The 20,756-nt window shown below is 60.6% G+C and carries 23 protein-coding genes; 16 read left to right on the forward strand and 7 right to left on the reverse strand.

Annotation, left to right across the window (positions count from 1 at the left end; genetic code table 11):
* Positions 1 to 60: 60 nt before the first annotated feature.
* Complete coding sequence (locus L6758_RS07265; protein ID WP_237198506.1) at positions 61 to 1,062, forward strand: regulatory protein RecX; 1,002 nt, start codon at positions 61 to 63, stop codon at positions 1,060 to 1,062.
* A 65-nt stretch (positions 1,063 to 1,127) separates the two neighbouring features.
* Here the strand turns inward: L6758_RS07265 and L6758_RS07270 are convergent, their stop codons facing one another.
* Positions 1,128 to 2,351 carry an aromatic amino acid transport family protein gene (locus tag L6758_RS07270; protein ID WP_237205519.1) on the reverse strand — a complete coding sequence of 408 codons (1,224 nt, stop codon included), beginning with the start codon at positions 2,349 to 2,351 and terminating at the stop codon, positions 1,128 to 1,130.
* A gap of 80 nt (positions 2,352 to 2,431) precedes the next feature.
* Positions 2,432 to 3,502 (reverse strand): hypothetical protein, encoded by a 1,071-nt coding sequence (locus L6758_RS07275; protein ID WP_237205520.1) that lies wholly within the window; start codon positions 3,500 to 3,502, stop codon positions 2,432 to 2,434.
* 34 nt (positions 3,503 to 3,536) lie between these two features.
* Between L6758_RS07275 and miaB the strand changes: the two genes are divergently transcribed.
* Genes miaB through dapF form a run of 3 tightly spaced genes read left to right on the forward strand, consistent with a single transcriptional unit; the run spans position 3,537 to position 7,010 of the window.
* Positions 3,537 to 5,051: a tRNA (N6-isopentenyl adenosine(37)-C2)-methylthiotransferase MiaB gene (miaB, locus tag L6758_RS07280; RefSeq protein ID WP_272878737.1), complete on the forward strand. Its 1,515-nt coding sequence runs from the start codon at positions 3,537 to 3,539 to the stop codon at positions 5,049 to 5,051.
* A 3-nt stretch (positions 5,052 to 5,054) separates the two neighbouring features.
* Positions 5,055 to 6,002, forward strand: a complete 948-nt coding sequence (miaA, locus tag L6758_RS07285) for a tRNA (adenosine(37)-N6)-dimethylallyltransferase MiaA (protein ID WP_237205521.1) — start codon at positions 5,055 to 5,057, stop codon at positions 6,000 to 6,002.
* 51 nt (positions 6,003 to 6,053) lie between these two features.
* Positions 6,054 to 7,010: a diaminopimelate epimerase gene (gene dapF / locus L6758_RS07290; protein ID WP_237205522.1), complete on the forward strand. Its 957-nt coding sequence runs from the start codon at positions 6,054 to 6,056 to the stop codon at positions 7,008 to 7,010.
* A 47-nt stretch (positions 7,011 to 7,057) separates the two neighbouring features.
* Here the strand turns inward: dapF and L6758_RS07295 are convergent, their stop codons facing one another.
* Positions 7,058 to 7,663, reverse strand: coding sequence for a class I SAM-dependent methyltransferase (locus tag L6758_RS07295; protein WP_237205523.1), 606 nt, complete (start codon positions 7,661 to 7,663; stop codon positions 7,058 to 7,060).
* An 87-nt stretch (positions 7,664 to 7,750) separates the two neighbouring features.
* Between L6758_RS07295 and hflX the strand changes: the two genes are divergently transcribed.
* Together hflX and L6758_RS07305 are read left to right on the forward strand one after the other, a co-directional pair.
* The gene (gene hflX / locus L6758_RS07300; protein ID WP_237205524.1) at positions 7,751 to 9,355 is read left to right on the forward strand and encodes a GTPase HflX; all 1,605 of its coding nucleotides are present in this window, start codon (positions 7,751 to 7,753) and stop codon (positions 9,353 to 9,355) included.
* The gene (locus tag L6758_RS07305) at positions 9,352 to 11,388 is read left to right on the forward strand and encodes an ATP-dependent DNA helicase (RefSeq protein WP_237205525.1); all 2,037 of its coding nucleotides are present in this window, start codon (positions 9,352 to 9,354) and stop codon (positions 11,386 to 11,388) included. The genes hflX and L6758_RS07305 overlap by 4 nt, the downstream gene beginning before the upstream one ends.
* Before the next feature lie 14 nt (positions 11,389 to 11,402).
* On the opposite strand, the gene lexA is transcribed toward L6758_RS07305, so the two are convergent.
* The gene (lexA, locus tag L6758_RS07310; RefSeq protein WP_185173259.1) at positions 11,403 to 12,119 is read right to left on the reverse strand and encodes a transcriptional repressor LexA; all 717 of its coding nucleotides are present in this window, start codon (positions 12,117 to 12,119) and stop codon (positions 11,403 to 11,405) included.
* Positions 12,120 to 12,337: 218 nt separating this feature from the next.
* Here lexA and L6758_RS07315 point away from each other — a divergent pair, with 218 nt between their 5' ends.
* Genes L6758_RS07315 through L6758_RS07345 form a run of 7 tightly spaced genes read left to right on the forward strand, consistent with a single transcriptional unit; the run spans position 12,338 to position 17,361 of the window.
* Positions 12,338 to 12,940 carry a LysM peptidoglycan-binding domain-containing protein gene (locus tag L6758_RS07315; protein WP_237205526.1) on the forward strand — a complete coding sequence of 201 codons (603 nt, stop codon included), beginning with the start codon at positions 12,338 to 12,340 and terminating at the stop codon, positions 12,938 to 12,940.
* Between the two features lie 39 nt (positions 12,941 to 12,979).
* Positions 12,980 to 14,125: a histidinol-phosphate transaminase gene (locus L6758_RS07320; RefSeq protein ID WP_423817201.1), complete on the forward strand. Its 1,146-nt coding sequence runs from the start codon at positions 12,980 to 12,982 to the stop codon at positions 14,123 to 14,125.
* A gap of 53 nt (positions 14,126 to 14,178) precedes the next feature.
* Positions 14,179 to 14,811, forward strand: a complete 633-nt coding sequence (hisB, locus tag L6758_RS07325) for an imidazoleglycerol-phosphate dehydratase HisB (RefSeq protein ID WP_237205528.1) — start codon at positions 14,179 to 14,181, stop codon at positions 14,809 to 14,811.
* Positions 14,811 to 15,485, forward strand: a complete 675-nt coding sequence (gene hisH, locus L6758_RS07330) for an imidazole glycerol phosphate synthase subunit HisH (RefSeq protein ID WP_237205529.1) — start codon at positions 14,811 to 14,813, stop codon at positions 15,483 to 15,485. The genes hisB and hisH overlap by 1 nt, the downstream gene beginning before the upstream one ends.
* 3 nt (positions 15,486 to 15,488) lie before the next feature.
* Positions 15,489 to 15,659 (forward strand): hypothetical protein, encoded by a 171-nt coding sequence (locus L6758_RS07335; protein ID WP_167752239.1) that lies wholly within the window; start codon positions 15,489 to 15,491, stop codon positions 15,657 to 15,659.
* Positions 15,660 to 15,709: 50 nt separating this feature from the next.
* Positions 15,710 to 16,441 carry a bifunctional 1-(5-phosphoribosyl)-5-((5-phosphoribosylamino)methylideneamino)imidazole-4-carboxamide isomerase/phosphoribosylanthranilate isomerase PriA gene (priA, locus tag L6758_RS07340; RefSeq protein ID WP_237205530.1) on the forward strand — a complete coding sequence of 244 codons (732 nt, stop codon included), beginning with the start codon at positions 15,710 to 15,712 and terminating at the stop codon, positions 16,439 to 16,441.
* A complete protein-coding gene (locus L6758_RS07345; protein WP_237205531.1) occupies positions 16,441 to 17,361 on the forward strand; it encodes an SseB family protein in 921 nt (306 codons plus the stop codon). The genes priA and L6758_RS07345 overlap by 1 nt, the downstream gene beginning before the upstream one ends.
* On the opposite strand, the gene L6758_RS07350 is transcribed toward L6758_RS07345, so the two are convergent.
* Positions 17,358 to 17,777 (reverse strand): DUF1844 domain-containing protein, encoded by a 420-nt coding sequence (locus L6758_RS07350; protein ID WP_237205532.1) that lies wholly within the window; start codon positions 17,775 to 17,777, stop codon positions 17,358 to 17,360. The two genes, L6758_RS07345 and L6758_RS07350, sit on opposite strands and share 4 nt — an antisense overlap.
* 285 nt (positions 17,778 to 18,062) lie before the next feature.
* Here L6758_RS07350 and infC point away from each other — a divergent pair, with 285 nt between their 5' ends.
* The 3 genes from infC (at position 18,063) to rplT (ending at position 19,694) form a co-directional block, all read left to right on the forward strand.
* Positions 18,063 to 18,797, forward strand: a complete 735-nt coding sequence (gene infC, locus L6758_RS07355; RefSeq protein WP_423817200.1) for a translation initiation factor IF-3 — start codon at positions 18,063 to 18,065, stop codon at positions 18,795 to 18,797.
* 204 nt (positions 18,798 to 19,001) lie between these two features.
* Complete coding sequence (gene rpmI / locus L6758_RS07360; RefSeq protein WP_135011425.1) at positions 19,002 to 19,196, forward strand: 50S ribosomal protein L35; 195 nt, start codon at positions 19,002 to 19,004, stop codon at positions 19,194 to 19,196.
* Positions 19,197 to 19,310: 114 nt separating this feature from the next.
* A complete protein-coding gene (gene rplT / locus L6758_RS07365; protein ID WP_135011424.1) occupies positions 19,311 to 19,694 on the forward strand; it encodes a 50S ribosomal protein L20 in 384 nt (127 codons plus the stop codon).
* 437 nt (positions 19,695 to 20,131) lie between these two features.
* Here rplT and L6758_RS07370 read toward each other — a convergent pair whose 3' ends face one another.
* Entirely contained in the window at positions 20,132 to 20,329 is a 198-nt protein-coding gene (locus L6758_RS07370; protein WP_237205533.1) for a type II toxin-antitoxin system YafQ family toxin, read from the reverse strand.
* Positions 20,326 to 20,598 carry a type II toxin-antitoxin system RelB/DinJ family antitoxin gene (locus L6758_RS07375; protein WP_237205534.1) on the reverse strand — a complete coding sequence of 91 codons (273 nt, stop codon included), beginning with the start codon at positions 20,596 to 20,598 and terminating at the stop codon, positions 20,326 to 20,328. Before L6758_RS07375 ends, L6758_RS07370 begins: the two co-directional genes overlap by 4 nt.
* Between the last annotated feature and the right edge of the window lie 158 nt (positions 20,599 to 20,756).

The raw sequence follows: 20,756 nt of genomic DNA on the forward strand, positions 1-20,756 counted from the left end.
GAGAAACCCCCGGTAGTGGCGGCTTTCGACATGACACGATGTAGCTAGTAGGAGGGGAATGTGAGCGCAGAAAACCCACGAGTCGAAGATTTTCTTGCCCCTGAGGAGTACCCGGCATGGCACCCCGCTGCCCAAGGTCTGTCCCAGGACCTGCCGGGGGAGTCCGGTGCCTACGCCAGCACACAAACCGCTACTCCCTACACCGGTAAAGCATCAGCCGCAGCGGTCAGTAGCCGTGACGGTGGGGAAACAGCCGAGGCTGCGGAATCAGCCCGTCAGGGTAAATACACCCGCCGCCGCAACCCCAACCTGAAAAAGGGGTTCCGCAAGCCACCGGCCAAATACGCAGCCCGCTCTCCCTTCGCACCCGCTATCGGGGCGGCGTCCGCCCCAGAGCAGGAAACCCCGCAGCGCAAGCGCTCCCAGCCGCTCTTCCGAGAAGGCTCCGCCCTCAACGAGCCCGTCAGCGATGAAGAGATGCTGGTGCAGGGGATCACTCCCATGCCCGAGAAGAGAGGCCGTGGCGGTAAGGAACCGGAGAGTGAATTTACGCGGGCTAAAAATATTGTGCTGAATCAGCTGGCTGCGTCGCCTAAGTCCAGGGCCATGCTGGAGAAAAAGCTGGTTGAGAAAGAAATCTCGGCCGATGTTATTGAGGATATCCTGAACCGTTTTGAGGCGGTCAACCTGATTAACGACGCTGAGTTTGCCGATATGTATGTGCGTACTCGAATGAACGTGAAGAAGCTGTCGCGGTCGGCTATCCGGCGGGAGCTGAAAACCAAGGGGGTTGAGGGTGAGCTTGCCGAAATAGCTCTGGAGCAGCGCACCGAGGAGGATGAGCGCGCTGACGCCCACGAGTTGGTGCGCAAAAAACTGCGCCCCTCAATGGATCTGGGGGACAGGGCTGAGAAAGAGAAGGTCATGCGCCGCCTGGTGGCTATGCTGGGTCGTAAGGGCTACCCTGCGGGCCTAGCTTTTAGCGTGGTGCGCGAAGAGGTCGAGAGCTACGCTCAAGAGATGGGCATGACCGCACAGGATAGCTATTCCTACTATGACTAAAAACAGGGGCGCACGGTACAGAGGTATGTACCGTGCGCCCCAGCCTGATGTGGCCTACGGTAGGTTTACGACCAGCCGTTGGGCAGTAGACCAAAAATAGCGGCAACCGAGTAGATAAAGGCAACCGTATAGGTCACAATGAGAATCCCCTGGGCAATGGGGTGAGCTTGCCAGGTCACTGTCCAGACAGGTTCTAGCTCGCCCTTTTTACGGGCGGCTCGAAGCATGAGCACCGGGAGGATAGACATAGCAGCACCGGCAAAGCCGCCGGCGTATGACAGGGCAGAAACGAAACCGCCTAGACCGGCAATAGAGATAGCCAGCGGGGGTAAAACGGTCAGGCCAACAGCGGCGATACGAAGCGGTCCGTGTTCTTCCCAGCGAGTGATATCGAGGATATTACGCATAGCGGTGTAGCCGATAGCTACAAAAGAGGTAAACATTGCCAGCAGGGCAAAGATGTTAGCCAGGTAGTAAGCAAGAGGACCCAGAGCCTCACCCCAGGAGAGCGTGACAACCTCAGAGACGTTATCACCGAGCAGACCCAGCGCGACAAAGGGAACCAGAGCTAGGGTGAAACCGGTGGCTGACATGCCGCCAACGAGAGCGGTGGGGATAGCCTTGGGATTGGCGTCGCCAAGTCCGCGTACCAGCTCAGGGACAACGTACTGAGCCATAAAGGTGAAGACCGCTAGGTTCATAATTGGCACGATGAAGAAGGGGTGCAACTCTACCAGGTTGGAGAGAGTAATGCCGGGGCCAAGAATAGTCCAGAGTGAGAGGGCAAGAATGATCGCTGCCATGCCCGTGGTGATGAGCCCTTCGACAAGACCGGTGGCGTGTAGACCCTTAAACATGATGAAGGAGCCAAGCGCGAAGAAAAGTAGGGTTCCAGCGAGCTGCGGTAAACCGGTGAGATTGTTGAGCAGAGAGCCTGAGCCTGCGGCGTAGGCTATGAGCGCACCGATGGAGTTGACCATGATAGCAGCGAAGATGACCCAGCGGCCGGCCTGACCCAGGTACTTTTCTGCTAGGCCTGAGAGCTGTAGTGGTTCTTTGGTGCGCTGAGAAACCTCGGCGATGTACATCATAGAGAAGGTAGTCAGCAAACCTGCAATGGTGAGGGCAATGGCGAGCGCCAGGAAACCACCGTTGCGGGCGGCGTAGGGCAGGCTGAGGATGCCTGCGCCGATGTTGGTTCCGAAGATGAGCGCAATACCTTGAAGGACGCTGAGGGTTGGGGCGGGGCTCTGATAGGCGATTGACCCTGAAGAGGTGGGTTGAGACATAGGGGTCCTTAGGGGTAGGGGAAGGGGTGTACGGTGTGATGTCCTGAAGTAGATAGTACTCCCGGTAGGGCACAGAGGGGCTATTGTGACCGGTCTTGCCCGGTGGCCTGTTCTGCCAAGATTGCTTGGATAGTGAGGGCTGCTGCGGTTACCTGCTTGTCACGGTCGAGGGTTGTTTGGGGGCGGGGAGCGATGTGCTGGTAGAAGTCTTGGGTTTTCGTTTGCCAGGTCGGGCTAGCAACTAATGCCGGTGGGAGGGGCCCCTCGGGCCAGGACGGGAAGCCCAGCAGGAGCTCAGCCACCGGTAGTGCCCAGTGGTGCCAGCAGGTTCCCTCAGCGTCGATACCGTGAACCCCCGCCCCAGGGGCCGCCAGCTGCAGCAGGTTCGCCGGAGAAAAATCGCCGGACGACAGCACCCTCTCACTCGGCGCCGGGTAGATAATGCCCTCCACGGCCTGCTCCATCTGCGTGAACTCAGCCGAGCCCACCGGCACCCCCTCCTTTTCAGCCAACAGGCGCAGGCCCTTGAAAGCAAGCTGGGGTGAGGGCAGGGACCCCGGTGCGGACGCCCGCGCGTCAGCGCTCGCAAGCTCAGCGGCAAAAGATGCCTGGGCGGCAGCCTGGGCGGGAGAGCCCAGAATACTAGCCCAGGTATCTACCCAAGCGTCCAGGGCCTGCGGGGGTGCGGCGTCCGCCCCGGACGACAGCAGAAGCTCACCCAAGCTGATAGCGGATGAGAAGCCGCCGGTGACGTCCTCAAGAATCAGCAGACGGGCAGCGTCGTCGGCAGCCAACAGGCGGGGGTAGAGCCCCGGTGCGACCTGCTCCAGGGCAGCAAGGCCGTATTTTTCGCGAAGGTAGCCAAAACCGCCAGAGTTGCTGGCTGAATCCTTGCGGCGAAAATACTTGAGCACACAGCTCGCCCCGCGATGATCCCGCACCCGAACCACCACCGACCGCATCCCGCTCGACAAAATCTGGGCATCAGCAACCTGAACGCCGGTCAGCTCCACAGAACGCTCTAAAAGCCCGGCCAGCAGACGCAAAAAAGCGGGGGAATCTACGGGCTGCTCCACCGTGCTAGGGGAGTAAGCGCTCGCAGCCTGGGCGGCACGTGATGCAAAGAATGAGGGAGAAGGGTGAACCGGCATAGAGCCCAGAATAGCAACCTAGTAGACTGTACGGGTGAGTATTGACGTGAACACCGACAAGCCCGTGGCAGCACCCAAAACCCGCACCTACGAGGTGCGTACCTTCGGCTGCCAGATGAACGTACACGATTCAGAGCGCATGAGCGGCCTGCTTGAAGCATCAGGCTATGTGCCCGCAGAAGAGGGAACCACCCCCGACCTGGTCGTTTTCAACACCTGTGCCGTGCGCGAAAACGCCGATAATAAGCTCTACGGCAACCTGGGCCAGCTCGCCCCGGTCAAGCGCGAGAACGAGGGCATGCAGATCGCTGTAGGCGGCTGCCTGGCGCAGAAAGACCAGGACACCATCTTGAAGAAGGCCCCCTGGGTCGACGTGGTTTTCGGTACCCACAACATTGGCTCCCTGCCTACCCTGCTGGAGCGCGCCCGTCATAACAACGAGGCCCAGGCCGAGTTGCTCGAAGCACTAGAGGTCTTCCCCTCCACCCTGCCGACCAAACGTGACCACGTCTACTCCGGCTGGGTCTCTATCTCTGTGGGCTGCAACAACACCTGTACCTTCTGCATCGTGCCCTCCCTGCGCGGTAAGGAAGAAGACCGCCGCCCCGGCGAGATTCTGGCAGAAGTGCAGGCCCTGGTGGACGACGGCGCTATCGAGGTGACCCTGCTGGGCCAGAACGTTAACTCCTACGGCGTAGGCTTTGGGGACCGCCAGGCTTTCTCCAAGCTACTGCGGGCCTGCGGCGAGATCGAGGGTCTGGAGCGCGTCCGCTTTACCTCCCCCCACCCCGCCATGTTTACCGACGACGTCATCGACGCCATGGCCGAGACCCCCAACGTCATGCCCGTGCTGCACATGCCCCTACAGTCCGGCTCTGACAAGGTGCTCAAAGACATGAAACGCTCCTACCGCTCCAAGAAGTTCCTGGGAATCCTGGAGAAGGTACGCGACCGCATCCCCGATGCCGTCATCACCACCGACATCATCGTGGGCTTCCCCGGCGAGACCGAGGAAGACTTCCAAGAGACCCTGCGCGTGGTGGAGGAGTCCCGTTTCTCGTCCGCTTTTACTTTCCAGTACTCGATTCGCCCCGGCACTCCGGCAGCGACCATGCCCAACCAGGTGCCCAAGGCTGTGGTGCAGGAACGCTACGAGCGCCTCATTGCCCTGCAGGACCGCATTGCCGGTGAAGAAAACCGTAAGCAGCTGGGTAAGACCGTTGAGCTGATGGTTACCGCAGAGTCAGGGCGCAAGGCAGAAGAAACCGGCCGCCTGTCGGGCCGCGCCCGCGACCAGCGCCTGGTGCACTTCACCGTGCCCGAAGGCTGCGAGGTGCCCCGCCCCGGCGACCTGGTGACCCTGCCTATCACCGAGGCAGGCTCCTTCCACCTGATTTCTGACCCCACTGCCGACCAGTACTCGGTGCGTCGCTCCCGCGCAGGCGACGCCTGGGACCGCGCCCAGGCCGACTCCTGCGGAACCGGTACCACCCAGGTGCCCGGCACCCCGGTTTCCCTGGGCTTCCCCACCTTCAAGCCCGCTCTCTAACCCATGGCAGAGAAGGACGCCGCCAGCAGCTCCCTGCCCATCATCGCTGTGGTGGGCCCCACCGGCTCAGGTAAGAGTGCCCTAGCTATTGAGCTGGCCCTTGCCCTGGGCGGGGAGTGCGTTAACGCTGATTCCATGCAGTTCTACCGGGGCATGAATATTGGCACTGCCAAGGTCACCGTCGAAGAAATGCGCGGGGTACCCCACCACTTGCTCGATACTCTCGATGTGACTGAAGAAGCCTCGGTAGCAACCTTCCAGGCACAAGCCCGGCAGGCCTTCGAAGAGATTCGCGCTCGCGGGAACTACCCGATTCTGGTCGGCGGCTCAGGCCTCTACGTGCGAGCTGCCCTGGATGTCTTGGAGTTTCCCGCAACCGACCCGGCTGTGCGGGCCCGGCTGGAAGCCGAGCTGGCGGCGTCCGGCCCCGGCCCCCTGCTTCAGCGTCTGCGCACGGTAGACCCAGAATCTGCCGAGCGGGTCAAGGACGACCGCCGCCTGGTGCGCGCTCTGGAGGTCTTTGAGGTGACCGGCCGCCCCTTCTCGTCCTTTATGCCCACCCGCACCTACTACCAGCCCGCCCTGCAAATCGGGCTGAACGGCGACCGCGCCCAGCTACACCAGCGGCTGCACGAGCGGGTGGTTGCTATGGAAGAAGCCGGTCTGCTAGCTGAGGTTGAGGCCCTTGAAGCTCAGGGGCTGCGCCAGGGCAAGACAGCTCCGGCCGCCATCGGCTACCGGGAGTTCCTCAAGGTTTTGGACGCTACCCGCGGCCACCTGCCGGATGGCCAGGAATATTCTGTGACCCAGGCTGTTGACGATACCGTGACTGCCACCCGCCAGTTCGCCCGCCGTCAGCTTACCTGGTTCAGGGCAGATCACCGGGTGCACTGGCTGGACTGGTCTAGCCCCACCCTGCTGGATGAAGCCCTGGCTCTTATCACCGACTAACAGCCACTAGACTAAGTAAGAAAAGCGCCCCACAACGGAAAGGCAAAACCCGTGGCAACCCACACCGTAGAAACCCCCGTCTGGGGCGATTTGACCGGCAAGACCCTGACCAAGGGGCAGGCAACCGGTAACGACTTTATCTTCGTTACCGACCCCGAAGCTAAGCTAGACCTGCCAGCTGAGCTCATTGCCAAGGTGACCGACCGCCACTTCGGCATCGGCGCCGACGGCTTTATCCGCGCGGTCAAGACCGAGCACCTGGATTTTGCCTCCCACCTGCTGGAAGAGGCCCCCGAAGCTATCTGGTTCATGGACTACCGCAACGGCGACGGCTCGATCGCAGAGATGTGCGGTAACGGGGTGCGCGCCTTCGTTGACTACCTGCTGACCGAGAAACTGGTTGAGCTCGAAGAGGGCGGACGCCTGCTCATCGCCACCCGCGCCGGTATCAAGGCCGTGGGCCGCACCGAAGACGGCTACGCCATCGACATGGGCCCCTGGGGCTTCATCAACGGTGACATGGCCCGCGATAACGGCACCGACGCCCAGGTGACCGCCAAGGGCCTACGCACTCCCCGCGGTGCCCTCTCCATTACTATGGGCAACCCCCATACCGTCGTCATGTTGGGCACCGACGGCAAGCTTGACGGGCTGAACCTGCACGAGGCCCCCAAGGTTTCACCCAACCCGCCTGAAGGCACCAACGTAGAGTTCGTCGTCCCCGAAGAAATCTCAGCAGAGGACGGTGACCCCGCCACCGAAAACATCGGCTCAATTCGCATGCGCGTGCACGAACGCGGCGTCGGCGAAACCCTCTCCTGCGGTACCGGCGCTTGCGCCGCCGCTGCCGCTACCCGCTTCTGGGGTGGCGAGGACGCCCCCGACGAGTGGCTGGTCCGCGTACCCGGTGGAACCCTCGCCGTCACCTTCGTGCTGGGCCCCGACAACCTTGAACACGTCGTCCTGGCAGGCCCTGCCGCTATGACCGGTAAGGTGCTGCTGGGCTAGACAAAGACGTAGGGGCGTCCTTCGTGTAGAAGGACGCCCCTTTGGCTTTACGCCGGGCGGTGCACCTCTAGGATGCGGAAGCCTTTCGAGGTAGCGTAGCGGGCTACCTCTAGGTCGGGGAAAGTCTCAGCCAGCCACTTCTGTAGGGAATCTGAGCCCAGGTTTTTCTGCACGACCAGGTAGGCGGTACCGCCGGGGGCCAGGCGGGGGAGCCAGGTGCGCATGATGCCGTGTAGCACGTCCTTGCCCACCCGGATAGGCGGATTAGACCAAATGGTGTCGAAGGTCAGGGACTCATCGAGGGCCTCGGGGGCAGCTACCGTCACATTGGTCAGCCCCAGCCGCTCGGCGTTCATCTCGGTGAGCTTAGCTGAGCGGGAGTTCACCTCGACCCCGTAGACCTCAGCATCAGGCGCTGCCATAGCTAGGGACAGGGTAATAGGGCCCCACCCGCACCCGATATCGAGCATGCGCGCCCCCTGCGGGGCGGGGGCCTCATCGAGGAGAATACGGGTTCCCTTATCAACCCCACCCGGGCTAAAGATGCCGGAAGCGGTCAGAACCTGCACCCGGCGTCCGCCCAGCTCAACAGTCACAGGCTGGGGCGAAAAATCGCCGGTGGGGTTTTCAGAAAAATAGTGCGCGCTACTCATAGACGTTCATTCTACGCTAAGCCCCTGCCCTTACCGCCCCGGAAAAGCTAGAATAGAAGGACGCCTCAACCCACCTCGAAAGGTACTATGACCGAGACTTCAACCCCCAGCAATGACCCCAAACTTCCCTCAGATGAACAGCTGAGACTCACAGTAGACCGCGTGCTGGGGCGGGCACAGGGCAACGGTAGTGTGCTCGATGAGAGGGCCCGCGAACTCTCAGATAACCAGCGTGAACATTCCGAATACGACGGCGACCAGGTAGATCTCGAAGAGCGCCGGGCGCTGCGCCGTGTAGCCGGTCTATCAACCGAGCTTGATGACGTTACCGAGGTCGAATACCGCCAGCTGCGCCTAGAACGTGTTGTGCTGGCAGGCGTCTGGTCAGGGGGTACTCTGGAAGAAGCCGAGAATTCCCTGCGTGAGCTAGCGGCGCTGGCTGAGACCGCCGGTTCTGAGGTTCTGGACGGTCTGGTGCAGCGTCGTCTGAAGCCTGACCCTGGCACCTACCTGGGTTCCGGCAAGGTGCTGGAACTCAAAGATATCGTTGAGGCATCCGGCGCCGATACCGTGATTGTGGACGCCGAACTGGCCCCCTCCCAGCGCCGAGCCATTGAAGATATCGTCAAGGTCAAGGTCATTGACCGGACCGCCCTGATTCTTGATATCTTCGCCCAGCACGCTAAGTCGCGTGAAGGTAAGGCCCAGGTTGAGCTGGCCCAGCTCGAATACATGTTGCCGCGTCTGCGCGGTTGGGGTGCCTCGCTGTCCCGTCAGGCTGGTGGCCGTGCCGCCGGTGGCGAAGGTATTGGCTCCCGCGGCCCCGGTGAAACCAAAATCGAAATGGACCGCCGCCGCCTACGCGCCCGCATGGCCAAGCTCAAGCGAGAGATTGCGGCCATGGCTCCTGCCCGCGAAACCAAGCGCCTGAACCGCAAGCGTAACCGGGTGCCGTCCGTAGCTATTGCTGGTTACACCAACGCCGGTAAGTCCTCCCTGCTCAACCGCCTCACCGACGCCGGCGTGCTGGTCGAGAACGCCCTCTTTGCGACCCTCGACCCCACCGTGCGCAAGGCCCAGACTCCGGACGGCGTGGGCTACACCCTGTCTGACACCGTCGGCTTCGTGCGCGCCCTGCCCACCCAACTGGTGGAGGCATTCCGCTCTACCCTCGAAGAGGTGGCGGACGCCGACGTCATCGTGCACGTCGTGGACGTCTCCCACCCCGACCCCGAGGGGCAGATTCACTCCGTACGCCAGGTGATTACCGAGGTCGACGCCCAAAATATCCCCGAAATTATCGTGCTTAACAAGGCAGATGCGGCCGACCCCTTCGTCATTGAGCGTCTGCGGCAGAAGGAGCCCAACCACGTTGTGGTCTCAGCCCGCACCGGTGAAGGTATCGAGGAGCTACAGCAGAAGATTGCGGACACCATTCCCCGCCCCTCGATTGAGCTCAACCTGCTGGTACCCTTCTCCGCAGGTGGCGTGGTGTCCCGTCTTCACGAGTGGGACGCCGAGATCCTGTGTACTGCCTTTGTGCAAGATGGCACCTATGTGCAGGCCCTGGTCCGCGAAGAAGTAGCCTCTGACCTCGCTGAGTACGTGCTCGAAGAAGACCTCCTTGAGGTACTGCAACCTGAAATCGACGAAGCTATCGCCTCAGGGGCGGTAGAGACCCAGCGCGCATGAACGACCACATCACCGCACCCACCGGGCAGGAGTTAGAAACCCTGCCCGGAGCTAAGCCCGTCCTACAGCTCCTCGACACCGTCGTGGAGCGCTCCGGCGGCCAGAAGCGCGACGGCCAGCGCACCATGGCAGCCCACGTAGCCCGTGCCCTCGACACCGAAAAACACCTGCTGGTGCAGGCTGGCACCGGCACCGGTAAGTCCCTGGGCTACCTGGTGCCTGCCATTCACGCTGCCCAAACAGCAGAAAAACCTATCGTGGTGGCTACCGCAACCCTTGCCCTGCAATCGCAGATTGTTAATCGCGATATTCCGCGCCTGCTGGAATCCTTAGGCGATGAACCCGAGCACGAAACCGACGTCGCTATCCTCAAGGGCCGCAACAACTACGTCTGCCTGCACAAGCTTGAAGGCGGCTACCCCGAGGACGACGGCGACGCCCTCTTCGATATGGACGCCGCTACCGGCGCCACCGGCCCCTCCGGAAAACTGGGGGAAGAGGTGGTGCGCCTTCGCGAATGGGCACAAACCACCGACACCGGCGACCGTGACGAGCTGCTGCCAGGCGTGAGCGATAAGGCATGGCGGCAGGTAGCCGTCACCGCCTCAGAGTGCCTGGGCAAAAAGTGCCCCCTGGTCGAAGAATGTTTCAGCGAGATGGCCCGAACCAGGGCTGCTGAATCAGATATCGTCATTACCAACCACGCCCTTCTCGCTATCAACGCCTTTGAGGGTGCTGCGGTGCTGCCCGACCACGACATCGCCATCATCGACGAGGCCCACGAACTGGCTGACCGCGTCACCGGCGCCGTCACCGGGGTACTCTCTCCTGCCGCTATCACCAAGGTTGCCCGCAGTCTCAAGCGGCATACGGACGCCGACCACAAGGCGCTAGAACAGGCAGCGCTCGCCCTTGACGACTCTCTCAACGGGGTACCCGCCGAGATGATGCCCAAGGGCTTGCCTGACCGGGTTGCCGCTGCCATGGAACGCGTGCGCGATGCAGCGCGTCAGGCCCTCACCGATACGAAGAGCGGGGATAAGGACGGCGACGCCGGCCGCCAGATGGCGCGTGCTGCCCTGACCGAGGTGCACGAAACCTCAGAGAAGATGTTGACCGCTGACCCGCTCTATCAGGTCATCTGGGTTTCTCGTACGGGCTCTTGGGAGCCCGGTAGGGGGTATGTGGCGGCAGCTGACGATGACCCCGCTACCCTGAACATTGCCCCTATCTCGGTTGCCGGTTACCTGCGAGAAGGTCTTTTCGAAAACCGCACCGTGGTGCTGACGTCTGCGACGCTGACGGTGGGAGAAAGCTTTGATGCTGCCGCTGGTGCCCTGGGGTTGATGGGTAAGGACGCTCCGCGCTGGGACGGTATCGATGTGGGGTCTCCCTTTAACTACCCCAAACAGGGCGTGCTGTATCTAGCCTCTGACCTGCCTAAACCTGGGCGGGGAGTTTCGGTAGAGCAGCTGGACCGTATCGTTGAGCTTGTGACCGCTTCGGGTGGCGGCGCGCTGGGGCTCTTTTCCTCTAAGCGCGGGGCCGAGCTGGCTGCCGAGTACGTGCGGGAGCGCACCGACCTGAACATTCTTCTGCAGGGGGAGTCGTCTCTGCGCGCCCTGGTGCAGGAGTTCACCGAGGACACCGATTCCTGCCTTTTCGGCACCATGAGTCTCTGGCAGGGTGTGGATGTTCCTGGCGACTCCTGCCGCCTGGTCATGATGGACCGTATTCCTTTCCCCCGCCCCGACGATCCACTGTCGCAGGCGCGTACCCGGGCAGTAGCAGCTGCTGGCGGTAACGGCTTTATGGCTGTGTCTGCCTACCACGCGGCGGTACGCATGGCCCAGGGCGCCGGCCGCCTGGTGCGGTCGGTCGGTGACAGGGGAGTTGTGGCCGTCCTTGACTCCCGCATCGCTACCCAGCGCTACGGCTCTTATCTGGTGAAGTCCCTTCCGCCCTTCTGGACAACAACCCGCAAGGACGTTGTACTGGGAGCGCTCGAGCGCCTCAAACAGTCAATCGACTAGTGAGAGACTAGGTCTTAGAGACTGCGCAGTACGGAGACGACCTTACCCATGATGGTGGCTTTATCGCCCAGGATGGGCTCGTACTGGGTGTTCTGGGGCAGTAGCCAGGTGTGACCATCGCGCTGGCGGAAGGTCTTAACGGTGGCCTCGTCGTCGAGCAGGGCCGCGACGATGTCACCGTTCTGGGCGGTGTTCTGGGCACGCACTACCACCCAGTCGCCATCGCAAATCGCAGCATCGACCATGGAGTCTCCCTTGACTCGTAGCATAAAGAGGTCGCCCTGACCTACGAGCTGGCGGGGGAGCGTCATGACGTCTTCAATTGCCTGCTCAGCGGCAATGGGTGAGCCCGCAGCAATACGTCCCACCAGGGGAACGGTAGCGAGGTTATCGTCGGTCTGCGCGAAGGTAGGCACAATCGGCAGCGTGATGACGCTGGTTTCAGGCTTCGCTTCTTCGGGGGAGGTCTCGCCGGTGAGAACCTCAATGGCGCGAGGACGCTTGGGGTCGCGCCTAATATAGCCCATCTCTTCGAGGCGAGAGAGCTGATGGGTAACAGATGAGAGCGAAGCGAGACCAACGAGGTCACCGATTTCACGCATAGACGGCGGGTAGCCGTGCTCATCAATAGCGCTTGAAATGGCGCTCAAAATTTTTTTCTGGCGGGCAGTGAGGGGGCGAGAGCCCTTGTGGGGCGGGCTTGCCGGAGTCTGCGGAGTTCGTTCGCTCACGGTATCTCGTCTCTGTTGGTTCTTAAAATGTCAGCCACCCGGTGTTCACTATCAAGTGGTCTTCTAAGACTATGTCAAGCAAACAGGTTATTCAAACATTTGTTCTAATTTTTCTCGACTATGTTCGATTTTTCTGATAGAACATAGATACGAAGAAATCTTAGAACAAAGATTCGACTTTTGGTTGAATGTTTGAGCGTGAATCAGGAGAAAGACTTATGAGCACCATCGCCTTGCCCGAGTTTATGGCTCGTACTTCTTTGAAGAAGCCCCTTGATCAGGCTGCTACTTTTACCGTCCGTCAGCACCCGCAGGTGCCCGCATCGGCCGGGGCACTGCGGCAACCCCAGTACCGCATTCGTTTTGCGGCACCTGTGTCTGCGCGTCCCGCACCTGTAGCTCCCTTGCGGAATCTGTCTTCCCACCCTGCTGCTTCTACCCCGGCTCAGCGGCCTAGCGCGGTAGTAGAACCGTCTCAGAAAGCGAAGACGGGGCGCGGGAAAATCCGTTTGACCCGCCGGGGGCGCCTGGTTTTTAGGGGCCTGCCTCTACTCACCCTCGTGGCTCTTGTGGTTCTCGGTGCCCTGACTTTCCTTGCACCCGGCGAAGCTAAGAGTGCCACTGTCGAACCTGTTGTTCCGGTTAGCCAAACGGTCACCGTTGTGCACGGCGATACTCTCTGGACCATCGCAGCAGATGTGGCACCCGGTGAAGATAATCGCGATGTCATCAATCGCATCATGCAGATTAACGACCTCACCAGCGCACAGCTGGTTCCCGGTCAGGTTCTTGAGGTGCCTGTCTACACTCAGTCGCAGTAAGAAAAAGAGCGGTACCCTATGCCAGACTGCGAAACAAGAATGCAGCGTACGGGGCTAGGTCGCTACACTAGGGGAGTGACCGAAACTACCACAGCACTCGAAGCCCTGCCCCTGCGCGAAGATTTGCGGGGCCGTTCACCCTACGGCGCGCCCATGATTGACGTTCCGGTAACGCTTAACGTTAACGAGAACACCCACCCTATGCCGCAAGAAGTTATCGAGGCTATTACGCGCGATGTGGCAGAGGCTGCCGTAACCCTCAATCGCTACCCCGACCGTGAGTTCGATACCCTCAGGGCGGAGCTAGCAGACTACCTGGGGCACGGTCTGACTCCCGAGAATATCTGGGCAGCCAACGGCTCCAATGAGATTCTCCAGCAGCTTATGCAAGTCTTTGGTGGGCCTGGCCGTTCGGTTATGAGCTTTGTGCCCACCTACTCCATGTACCCCCTGCTGGCAGACGGCACTAACACCGCCTTTATTGCCGGTACCCGCGCAGCTGACTACTCACTGAGCGCAGCATCGGCGGTTGAGCAAATTGAGCAGCACAAGCCATCGATTGTCATCCTCTGCTCACCCAACAACCCCACAGGCACAGGTCTGGGTTTAGATGTCATTGAGGCTGTCTACGATGCCGTTGCCGCCTACAACGGTATTGTCGTGGTCGATGAGGCCTACGCCGAGTTCGCTCAGGACCGCACCCAAAACGCCCTCACCCTGCTACCCGGTCGCCCTAACCTGGTGGTGAGCCGCACCATGAGCAAGGCCTTCGCTCTGGCCGGTGCTCGCCTGGGCTACTTTGCGGCTGCCCCTGCCGTTGCGGACGCCGTCCGCCTGGTCCGCCTGCCCTACCATCTCTCAGCTGTCACCCAGGCAACCGCTATCGCCGCCCTGCGCCACCGCGCCCAGCTGCTAGCTAACGTTGACGACATCCGCGCCCAGCGCGACCGTATCGTAGAGCACCTGACCGGTTTAGGGCTAGAGCCCGCTGTCTCAGACTCCAACTTCGTATTCTTCGGCGGCCTCAAAGACGAAAAAGCCGCCTGGGCCTACCTGCTGGAGCGCGGCGTCCTTGTACGCGATAACGGCATTCCCGGCTACCTGCGCGTCACCGCCGGAACTGAAGCCGAGACCAGCGCCTTCCTGGAACACCTCACCGACTACGTGCAGACCTTCGAACGATAAGCGCCCCGCACCCGTCCTCACACCGGCAAGAACCTTTAGAAAAAGAGATAGACATGGCAGTTCCCACCGAATCATCCACCGGCATCGGCCCCCGCATTGCAAAGATGGAGCGCACCACCAGCGAGTCCTCCGTCAGCGTCGAAATTAACCTGGACGGCACCGGCGTCTCTGACATCGACACCGGCGTTCCCTTCTATGACCACATGCTGACCGCCCTCTCCAAGCACTCCCTGATTGATATGACTATCAAGTGCTCCGGCGATACCCACATCGATGTGCACCACACCGTTGAAGACACCGGCATCGTGCTCGGTGAGGTTCTCCGTCAGGCTCTGGGCGATAAGGCCGGCATCCGCCGCTTTGGCACCGCCACCGTTCCCCTCGATGAAGCACTAGCCTCAGCCGTAGTCGATATTTCAGGCCGCCCCTACCTGGTACACACCGGCGAACCCGAAGGCTTCGAATACCATCTCATCGGCGGGCACTTCACCGGATCAATGGTGCGCCACGTCTTTGAGGCATTTGCCTACCACGCCGGTATCTGCCTGCACATCACCCTGCTGGGCGGGCGCGACCCCCACCATATTGCCGAAGCCCAGTTCAAGGCCCTGGCCCGTGCCCTGCGTCAGGCGGTAGAGCCCGACCCCCGTCACGCCGGCATCCCCTCCACCAAGGGAGCCCTCTAATGACTGAAACCCGTCAACCGACCGTCACCGTCCTTGACTACGGGGCAGGGAACGTGCGCTCAGCCGTCCGCGCCCTTGAAGAAGCGGGAGCGTGTGTTGTGCTTTCCCGAAAGGAGTCAGACGTCCTGGGCGCCGATGGCCTGGTTGTGCCCGGCGTGGGCGCTTTCAAGGCCGTCATGGACGGCCTGAAAGAAGCAGACGCTATCCGCATGATTGGCAGGCGCGTTGCGGGCGGACGCCCCGTACTCGGCATCTGCGTGGGCCTACAGGTCATGTTCGAAAAAGGCGTTGAGCACGGAGTTGAAGCCGACGGCCTGGGCGAGTGGCCCGGCACCGTCGAAAAGCTCAAAGCCGAGGTCGTGCCCCACATGGGATGGAATACCGTCCGCGCACCTGAAGGGTCCACGCTCTTTGCCGGTATCGAGAACGAACGCTTCTACTTTGTGCACTCCTACGGGGTGCAAGAATGGACCTTCGACCAGAACAACGAAGCCATGCTGCCGCCGCAGGTCACCTGGGCTAACCACGGCGGCGACTTCATCGCGGCGGTCGAAAACGGGCCCCTAGCTGCCACCCAGTTCCACCCCGAAAAGTCGGGTGAGGCCGGCATCCGCCTGCTCAAGAACTGGATCAATTCCCTGCCCGTAACCGGGCGTCTAGACGGGGCGAAGTAGGGTATGTCAGCTACAACGTCCGGGCTGCTGCTCATGACCGTAGGCATGATGTTCATCGGCGGAGCCTACTCCTTTTACAAGCAAAAAATTACCTGGGTGGCCCAGCTTGTACTGCTGCTGGTGGGCCTAGCCTTTGCCGGGTACGGCCTGTACGTCGTGATGAACTACAGCTAGCCCGCCCCCTAGATCTAGATTTTTACCGTCCTACTCCCAAGGAGAGAACAATGACTGATCGTCTCGAACTGCTGCCCGCGGTCGACGTAGCCAACGGCCAGGCAGTGCGCCTGGTGCAGGGCGAAGCCGGCTCTGAAACTAACTATGGTTCCCCCGTCGAAGCTGCTCTGGAATGGCAGAACGCCGGTGCTGAGTGGCTGCACCTGGTTGACCTCGATGCTGCCTTTGGTCGCGGCGATAACATCGCAATTCTGACCGAGGTAGCCCAGGAACTCTCTATCAAAATTGAGATGTCAGGCGGTATCCGTGACGATGAGTCACTGGAACGCGCCCTATCCCTGAACCCAGCCCGCATCAACCTGGGCACCGCTGCCCTGGAAAACCCCGAGTGGACCCGCAAGGTTATCGCCGAGCACGGCGATGTTATCGCTGTTGGGCTGGATGTCCGCGGGGACGTACTGGCCGCCCGCGGCTGGACCAAAGAAGGCGGCAACCTTTGGGAGGTGCTCGACCGCCTGAACGAGGACGGCTGCGCTCGCTACGTGGTCACCGACGTCACCAAGGACGGCACCCTGCAGGGCCCTAACCTGGAACTTTTGCGCAAGGTCGCAGAGCGCACCGACAAGCCAGTGGTTGCCTCCGGCGGTATCGCCACCCTCGATGATATCGCAGCCCTGCGTACCATGGTTCCCCACGGCGTTGAAGGCGCTATCACCGGTAAGGCCCTCTACGCCGGTAAGTTCACCCTGGCCCAGGCCCTCGACGTTGCAGGTCGCCCCTAGTGACCGACTTTTCAGATCGCGTGCACCGCGCCCACACCCACGGGCATGGCAACCCCGGTAATCCCAGCGCACCCCGCCGGGAGCTACCTGCACATATCGCTGCCCAGCTGGCGTCCGCCGGTCAAAAAACCGATACCGGCGGGCAGCCCTGGGAAGGACGCAACCTGGGGGAGGGCACCAGCCACACCCACCAGTTCCCCGGTGATGACGGCAGAACCGACCCCGCCCTGCAAAAAGTTCTCGATGCTTTTGCCGCGGGCGAAGTCGATGAAGTCGCCGTGGTCGACGCCCTGCGCTCAGTGCGCATCTTTGCCCCGGTCGTAGCCCAGCTATCTCAAGCAGAAATCACCGAGCACGGCCTGGTATCAGACAAAGAATCGGATATGGCGCTGGTGAGTATTCAGGCTCCGGACGGACGCCGCGCCCTCCCCGTCTTCACCAACGTAGATGCCCTCACCGCCTGGCACGACCTAGCCCGCCCGGTTGCCGCAGATATGCGGAAAACTGCCCTATCAGCCGTTGAAGACGAGAACCAGCTGATCGTGGTAAACCCAGGCGCCGACCTCACCTTCGTCGTGCGCCGCCCCGCTTTCTGGGCAATAGCCAAGGGAGAAGAATGGGTGCCCTCCTACCGCAACCCCCGGGTCGCCGAAGAGCTCAGCAACATTGCAGCGCCCCTGTCTGCTGTGGTTGCGGTTGAAGCAGGCCCCGGCACCGGTGTGTACTCGCAGACCGCGAGCGGACGCGTACTGGCAGGTGGTGGGCACGGGCCAGAGCTGAAAATCATGCTCAAACTCCGCCCCGGTCTCACCCAGGAACAGGTCAACCAGACCGTGCAGACCTTCCAGCAGGGGCTCGCTCTCAATCAGGTCATTGCCGAGCAGGCTGACTCAGTGCAGATCGCCTTGGCCTCAGCCTAGAAAACCGGCCCGGTGAACTTTTCGCCGGGTCCCTTGCCGGGGGCGTCCGGGTAGGGGGAAGCCTCACGGAAGGCCAGCTGGAGGGAACGCAGGCCGTCGCGCAGGGGAGCGGCGTGCTGGGAACCAATCTCGGGCGCCGCAGCGGTAACGAAACCTGCCAGGGCGGTAATCAGCTTACGGGCCTCATCAAGATCTTTGAGGTCTTCGGCGTTCTCTTCAGCAGCCAGACCGCACTTGACGGCAGCAGCGCTCATCAGGTGAACAGCAGCGGTAGTAATGACCTCAACCGCGGGAACCTCAGCGATATCGCGCATCTGGGCGTTAACTTCTTCAACCTGCTCGGCAGTCAGGCCATCAGGTAGCGCCTCACCCTGCTCAGCGGAATCTTCAAAACGGTAGCTAGTTTCGTTGCTCATGGTTACTAGAATCTCACACCAACCCCACCGAGCGTGAATCGCCCGTCACACTCAACCCGACCACCGGCGTCCGCCCCAAGAAAAACAGCCAAAACCCTTGAAAAACCGCCCCTAACCCAGTAATGTTAAGAGCTGTTTGCAAGTGGAACTTAAGTTCCCACCCGCTGCCGCCAACTCTGGCGACCGGGTCAGCCCCAGGCTCCCGCAAGGGAAACCTTCGAAGGCTCACAGCGCCGACTACCGGCGTCCGCGCCTTCACCCTGGGTAGGTAACCTAAGCCTCCGCTTGCCAAGCCGCAACCGGGGGCTTTTTTCAACCCCCACAGAAATTCACGGGGACACCCCCACCACAAGCAACAGGAGCTTTGTCATTAGCGATCCACGCATCAACGACCGCATTCGCGTTCCGGAAGTTCGACTCGTCGGCCCCGGCGGTGAACAGGTCGGTATTGTCCGCGTAGAAGATGCACTGCGTCTTGCTCAGGAATCTGACCTCGACCTGGTTGAGGTTGCTCCCAACGCTAAGCCGCCTGTGTGCAAGCTTATGGACTTCGGCAAGTACAAGTACGAAGCCGCAGTCAAGGCACGTGAATCTCGAAAGAAGCAGGTCAACGCTTCTTTGAAGGAAATCCGTTTCCGCCTCAAAATTGACACCCATGACTACGAAACCAAGGTAGGGCACGCACGTCGTTTCCTCGCCGGCGGTGACAAGGTCAAGGCTATGATTCAGTTCCGTGGTCGTGAACAGCAGCGCCCCGAGATGGGTGTGCGTCTGCTTGAACGCATGGCAAACGACCTCACCGAGGTTGGCACCGTAGAGTCCAACCCCCGCGTCGACGGTCGCAACATGGTAATGGTTCTTGCTCCGCTCCGCGGCAAGCAGGAAGCCCGCCGTGAAAGCCAGAAGTCAGGTGGCCGCAAGGGTCGCGAACGCGTCAACACCACTGAGGCAACCCCTGTGACCAACTCCCTGGCAGATGCAATGCCCGAGGAGCTCAAGGCACAGGCGTCAGCCGAATAGGAGCTGTTTAGACAACCAGGCGCGGGCTCGTGTAGGGTTTCGTGCTTGGTCGTCGTTCGCTCTGCCGCTGTTTTTATTGAATGATAAGGGCACCGGTGGGCGGGCAGAACACCCTTAAAACTTCCCCGCCCGCCGGGGACGTTGAGTTTTTCAGTTCCTCACCCCGTAACCGGGGCGAGGGTAGAACGTAAGGAGAATCGGCTCATGCCGAAGCAGAAGACCCACTCTGGTGCTAAGAAGCGCTTCAAGCTCACCGGTACTGGCAAGGTTAAGCGCCAGCAGGCCAACCGCCGCCACTACCTCGAGCACAAGTCCTCCCGTCTGACCCGTCGTCTGGCTTCTGACCAGATCGTAACCGGCGGTCAGGCTAAGGTCATCAAGAAGATGCTGGGCAAGTAAGCTCCTTCTTTTTGAAGCTTCGCCCCGAAAGGGCGCACCAAAAGTAGATATTTTCTCTCCTGCACCAGTGCTAGAGTTTATAGCTGGGTAGGACATAGACGTTAGGAGACACACGTGGCACGTGTGAAGCGCGCGGTTAACGCGCACAAGAAGCGCCGAGTAATCCTTGATCGTGCATCAGGCTACCGTGGCCAGCGTTCACGCCTTTACCGTAAGGCTAAGGAACAGGTCACTCACTCACTGGTATACAGCTACGACCACCGTCGTAAGAAGAAGGGCGACTTCCGTCGTCTGTGGATTCAGCGTATCAACGCAGCTGCACGCGCTGAGGGCCTGACCTACAACCGCTTCATCCAGGGCCTGAAGGCTGCTGAGGTTGAGGTTGACCGTCGTATGCTGGCTGAGCTGGCTGTTAACGAGCCTGCTGCTTTCTCAGCTCTGGTTGAAATCGCTAAGAACAACCTGCCTGAGGACACTTCAGCTCCCAAGGCTGCCTAAGTCTTTTTAGGTTTGTCTTTCCCCACCTAGCAGGTGGGGTGCGGACGCCGCCTCCCGCTTTCCTGCCGCTGGGCAGGGGAGTGAGGGGCGGCGTCCTTGTATTTTGCGGTAAATGGTGGGGCTGGAGCGTCGGGCGCACAGCGAAAGCCCACCAGATTCTCGCAGTGTCTACGCCTATGATGGGCGCAGCGAGAGTCTGGTGGACAGTCAGATTTTGCATGCGGACGTCCGTGAGCGCGAAACGCGGCTCACGCCAGTCCATGGTTTCCAGGGGCGCCTGAAACCGGTGCAGGTAAGCCCACCCCGCTTTTGTCCGTGGGCGGACGGCGGCGGGATGGGCTAGACGCCGGAATTAGTACTCAAAAGAGGTCTGAATGACTACCTGTATTGAGCAGGATGAGAACCAGCTGATCCTCAATGCGTTCATATATAAGTAGTCAGTCTGGTTCGATATGGCACTCGCGAGTATCGGCGTAGTTTCCAGTGAGCGCGTGGTCTTTGTGTTTTGCGCTGAGTTGCTTGCCCTCGGCGAGAGCCTCAACAATATCCGTGAGTTTCTGGAGGTCTTTTCCACGCTTTTTAGCGGCTTTTAGACCCTTTTTGAAAGCATTGGTAGTGATGATTTCGTATCTCATAGTTCGTTAATGAGAGTTTTGAACTCCTCGATTGACCTAATCCGGGGAGTGCTCGGGTCTTGGGCGAGCCGACGTCCTTCTTCGATGGCAGCAATAGTTGTCGCGTTGGGGTAGGGGCGCCCAACGGTGAAAGGTATTCTTCTTTCGCGAAGGGCCTGCTTCATGAACATGTTGATTGCTGTAGACATGTTTAGACCTAGCTCGTTGAAGAGTTCCTCTGCCTGGCGTTTAGTCTCTTCGTCGGTTCTAACGCTAATGGTGGTGCTCATAGTCGCCCCTTTCTTGCATTTGTGCGACATAGTTCTACATTAGCAGGAATACATCAATGATTGAAGAGTCATCAGGATCGAGGAAATAGGTGAGTAAAAAGCAAGTACGAGATGGTCGAGGCGCTTGGGCTATGGTGTGTCGGGGGTTGCCTGCTTAC

The sequence above is a fragment of the Rothia nasimurium genome (assembly GCF_928382285.1).
Taxonomy (GTDB): Bacteria; Actinomycetota; Actinomycetes; order Actinomycetales; family Micrococcaceae; genus Rothia; species Rothia nasimurium_E.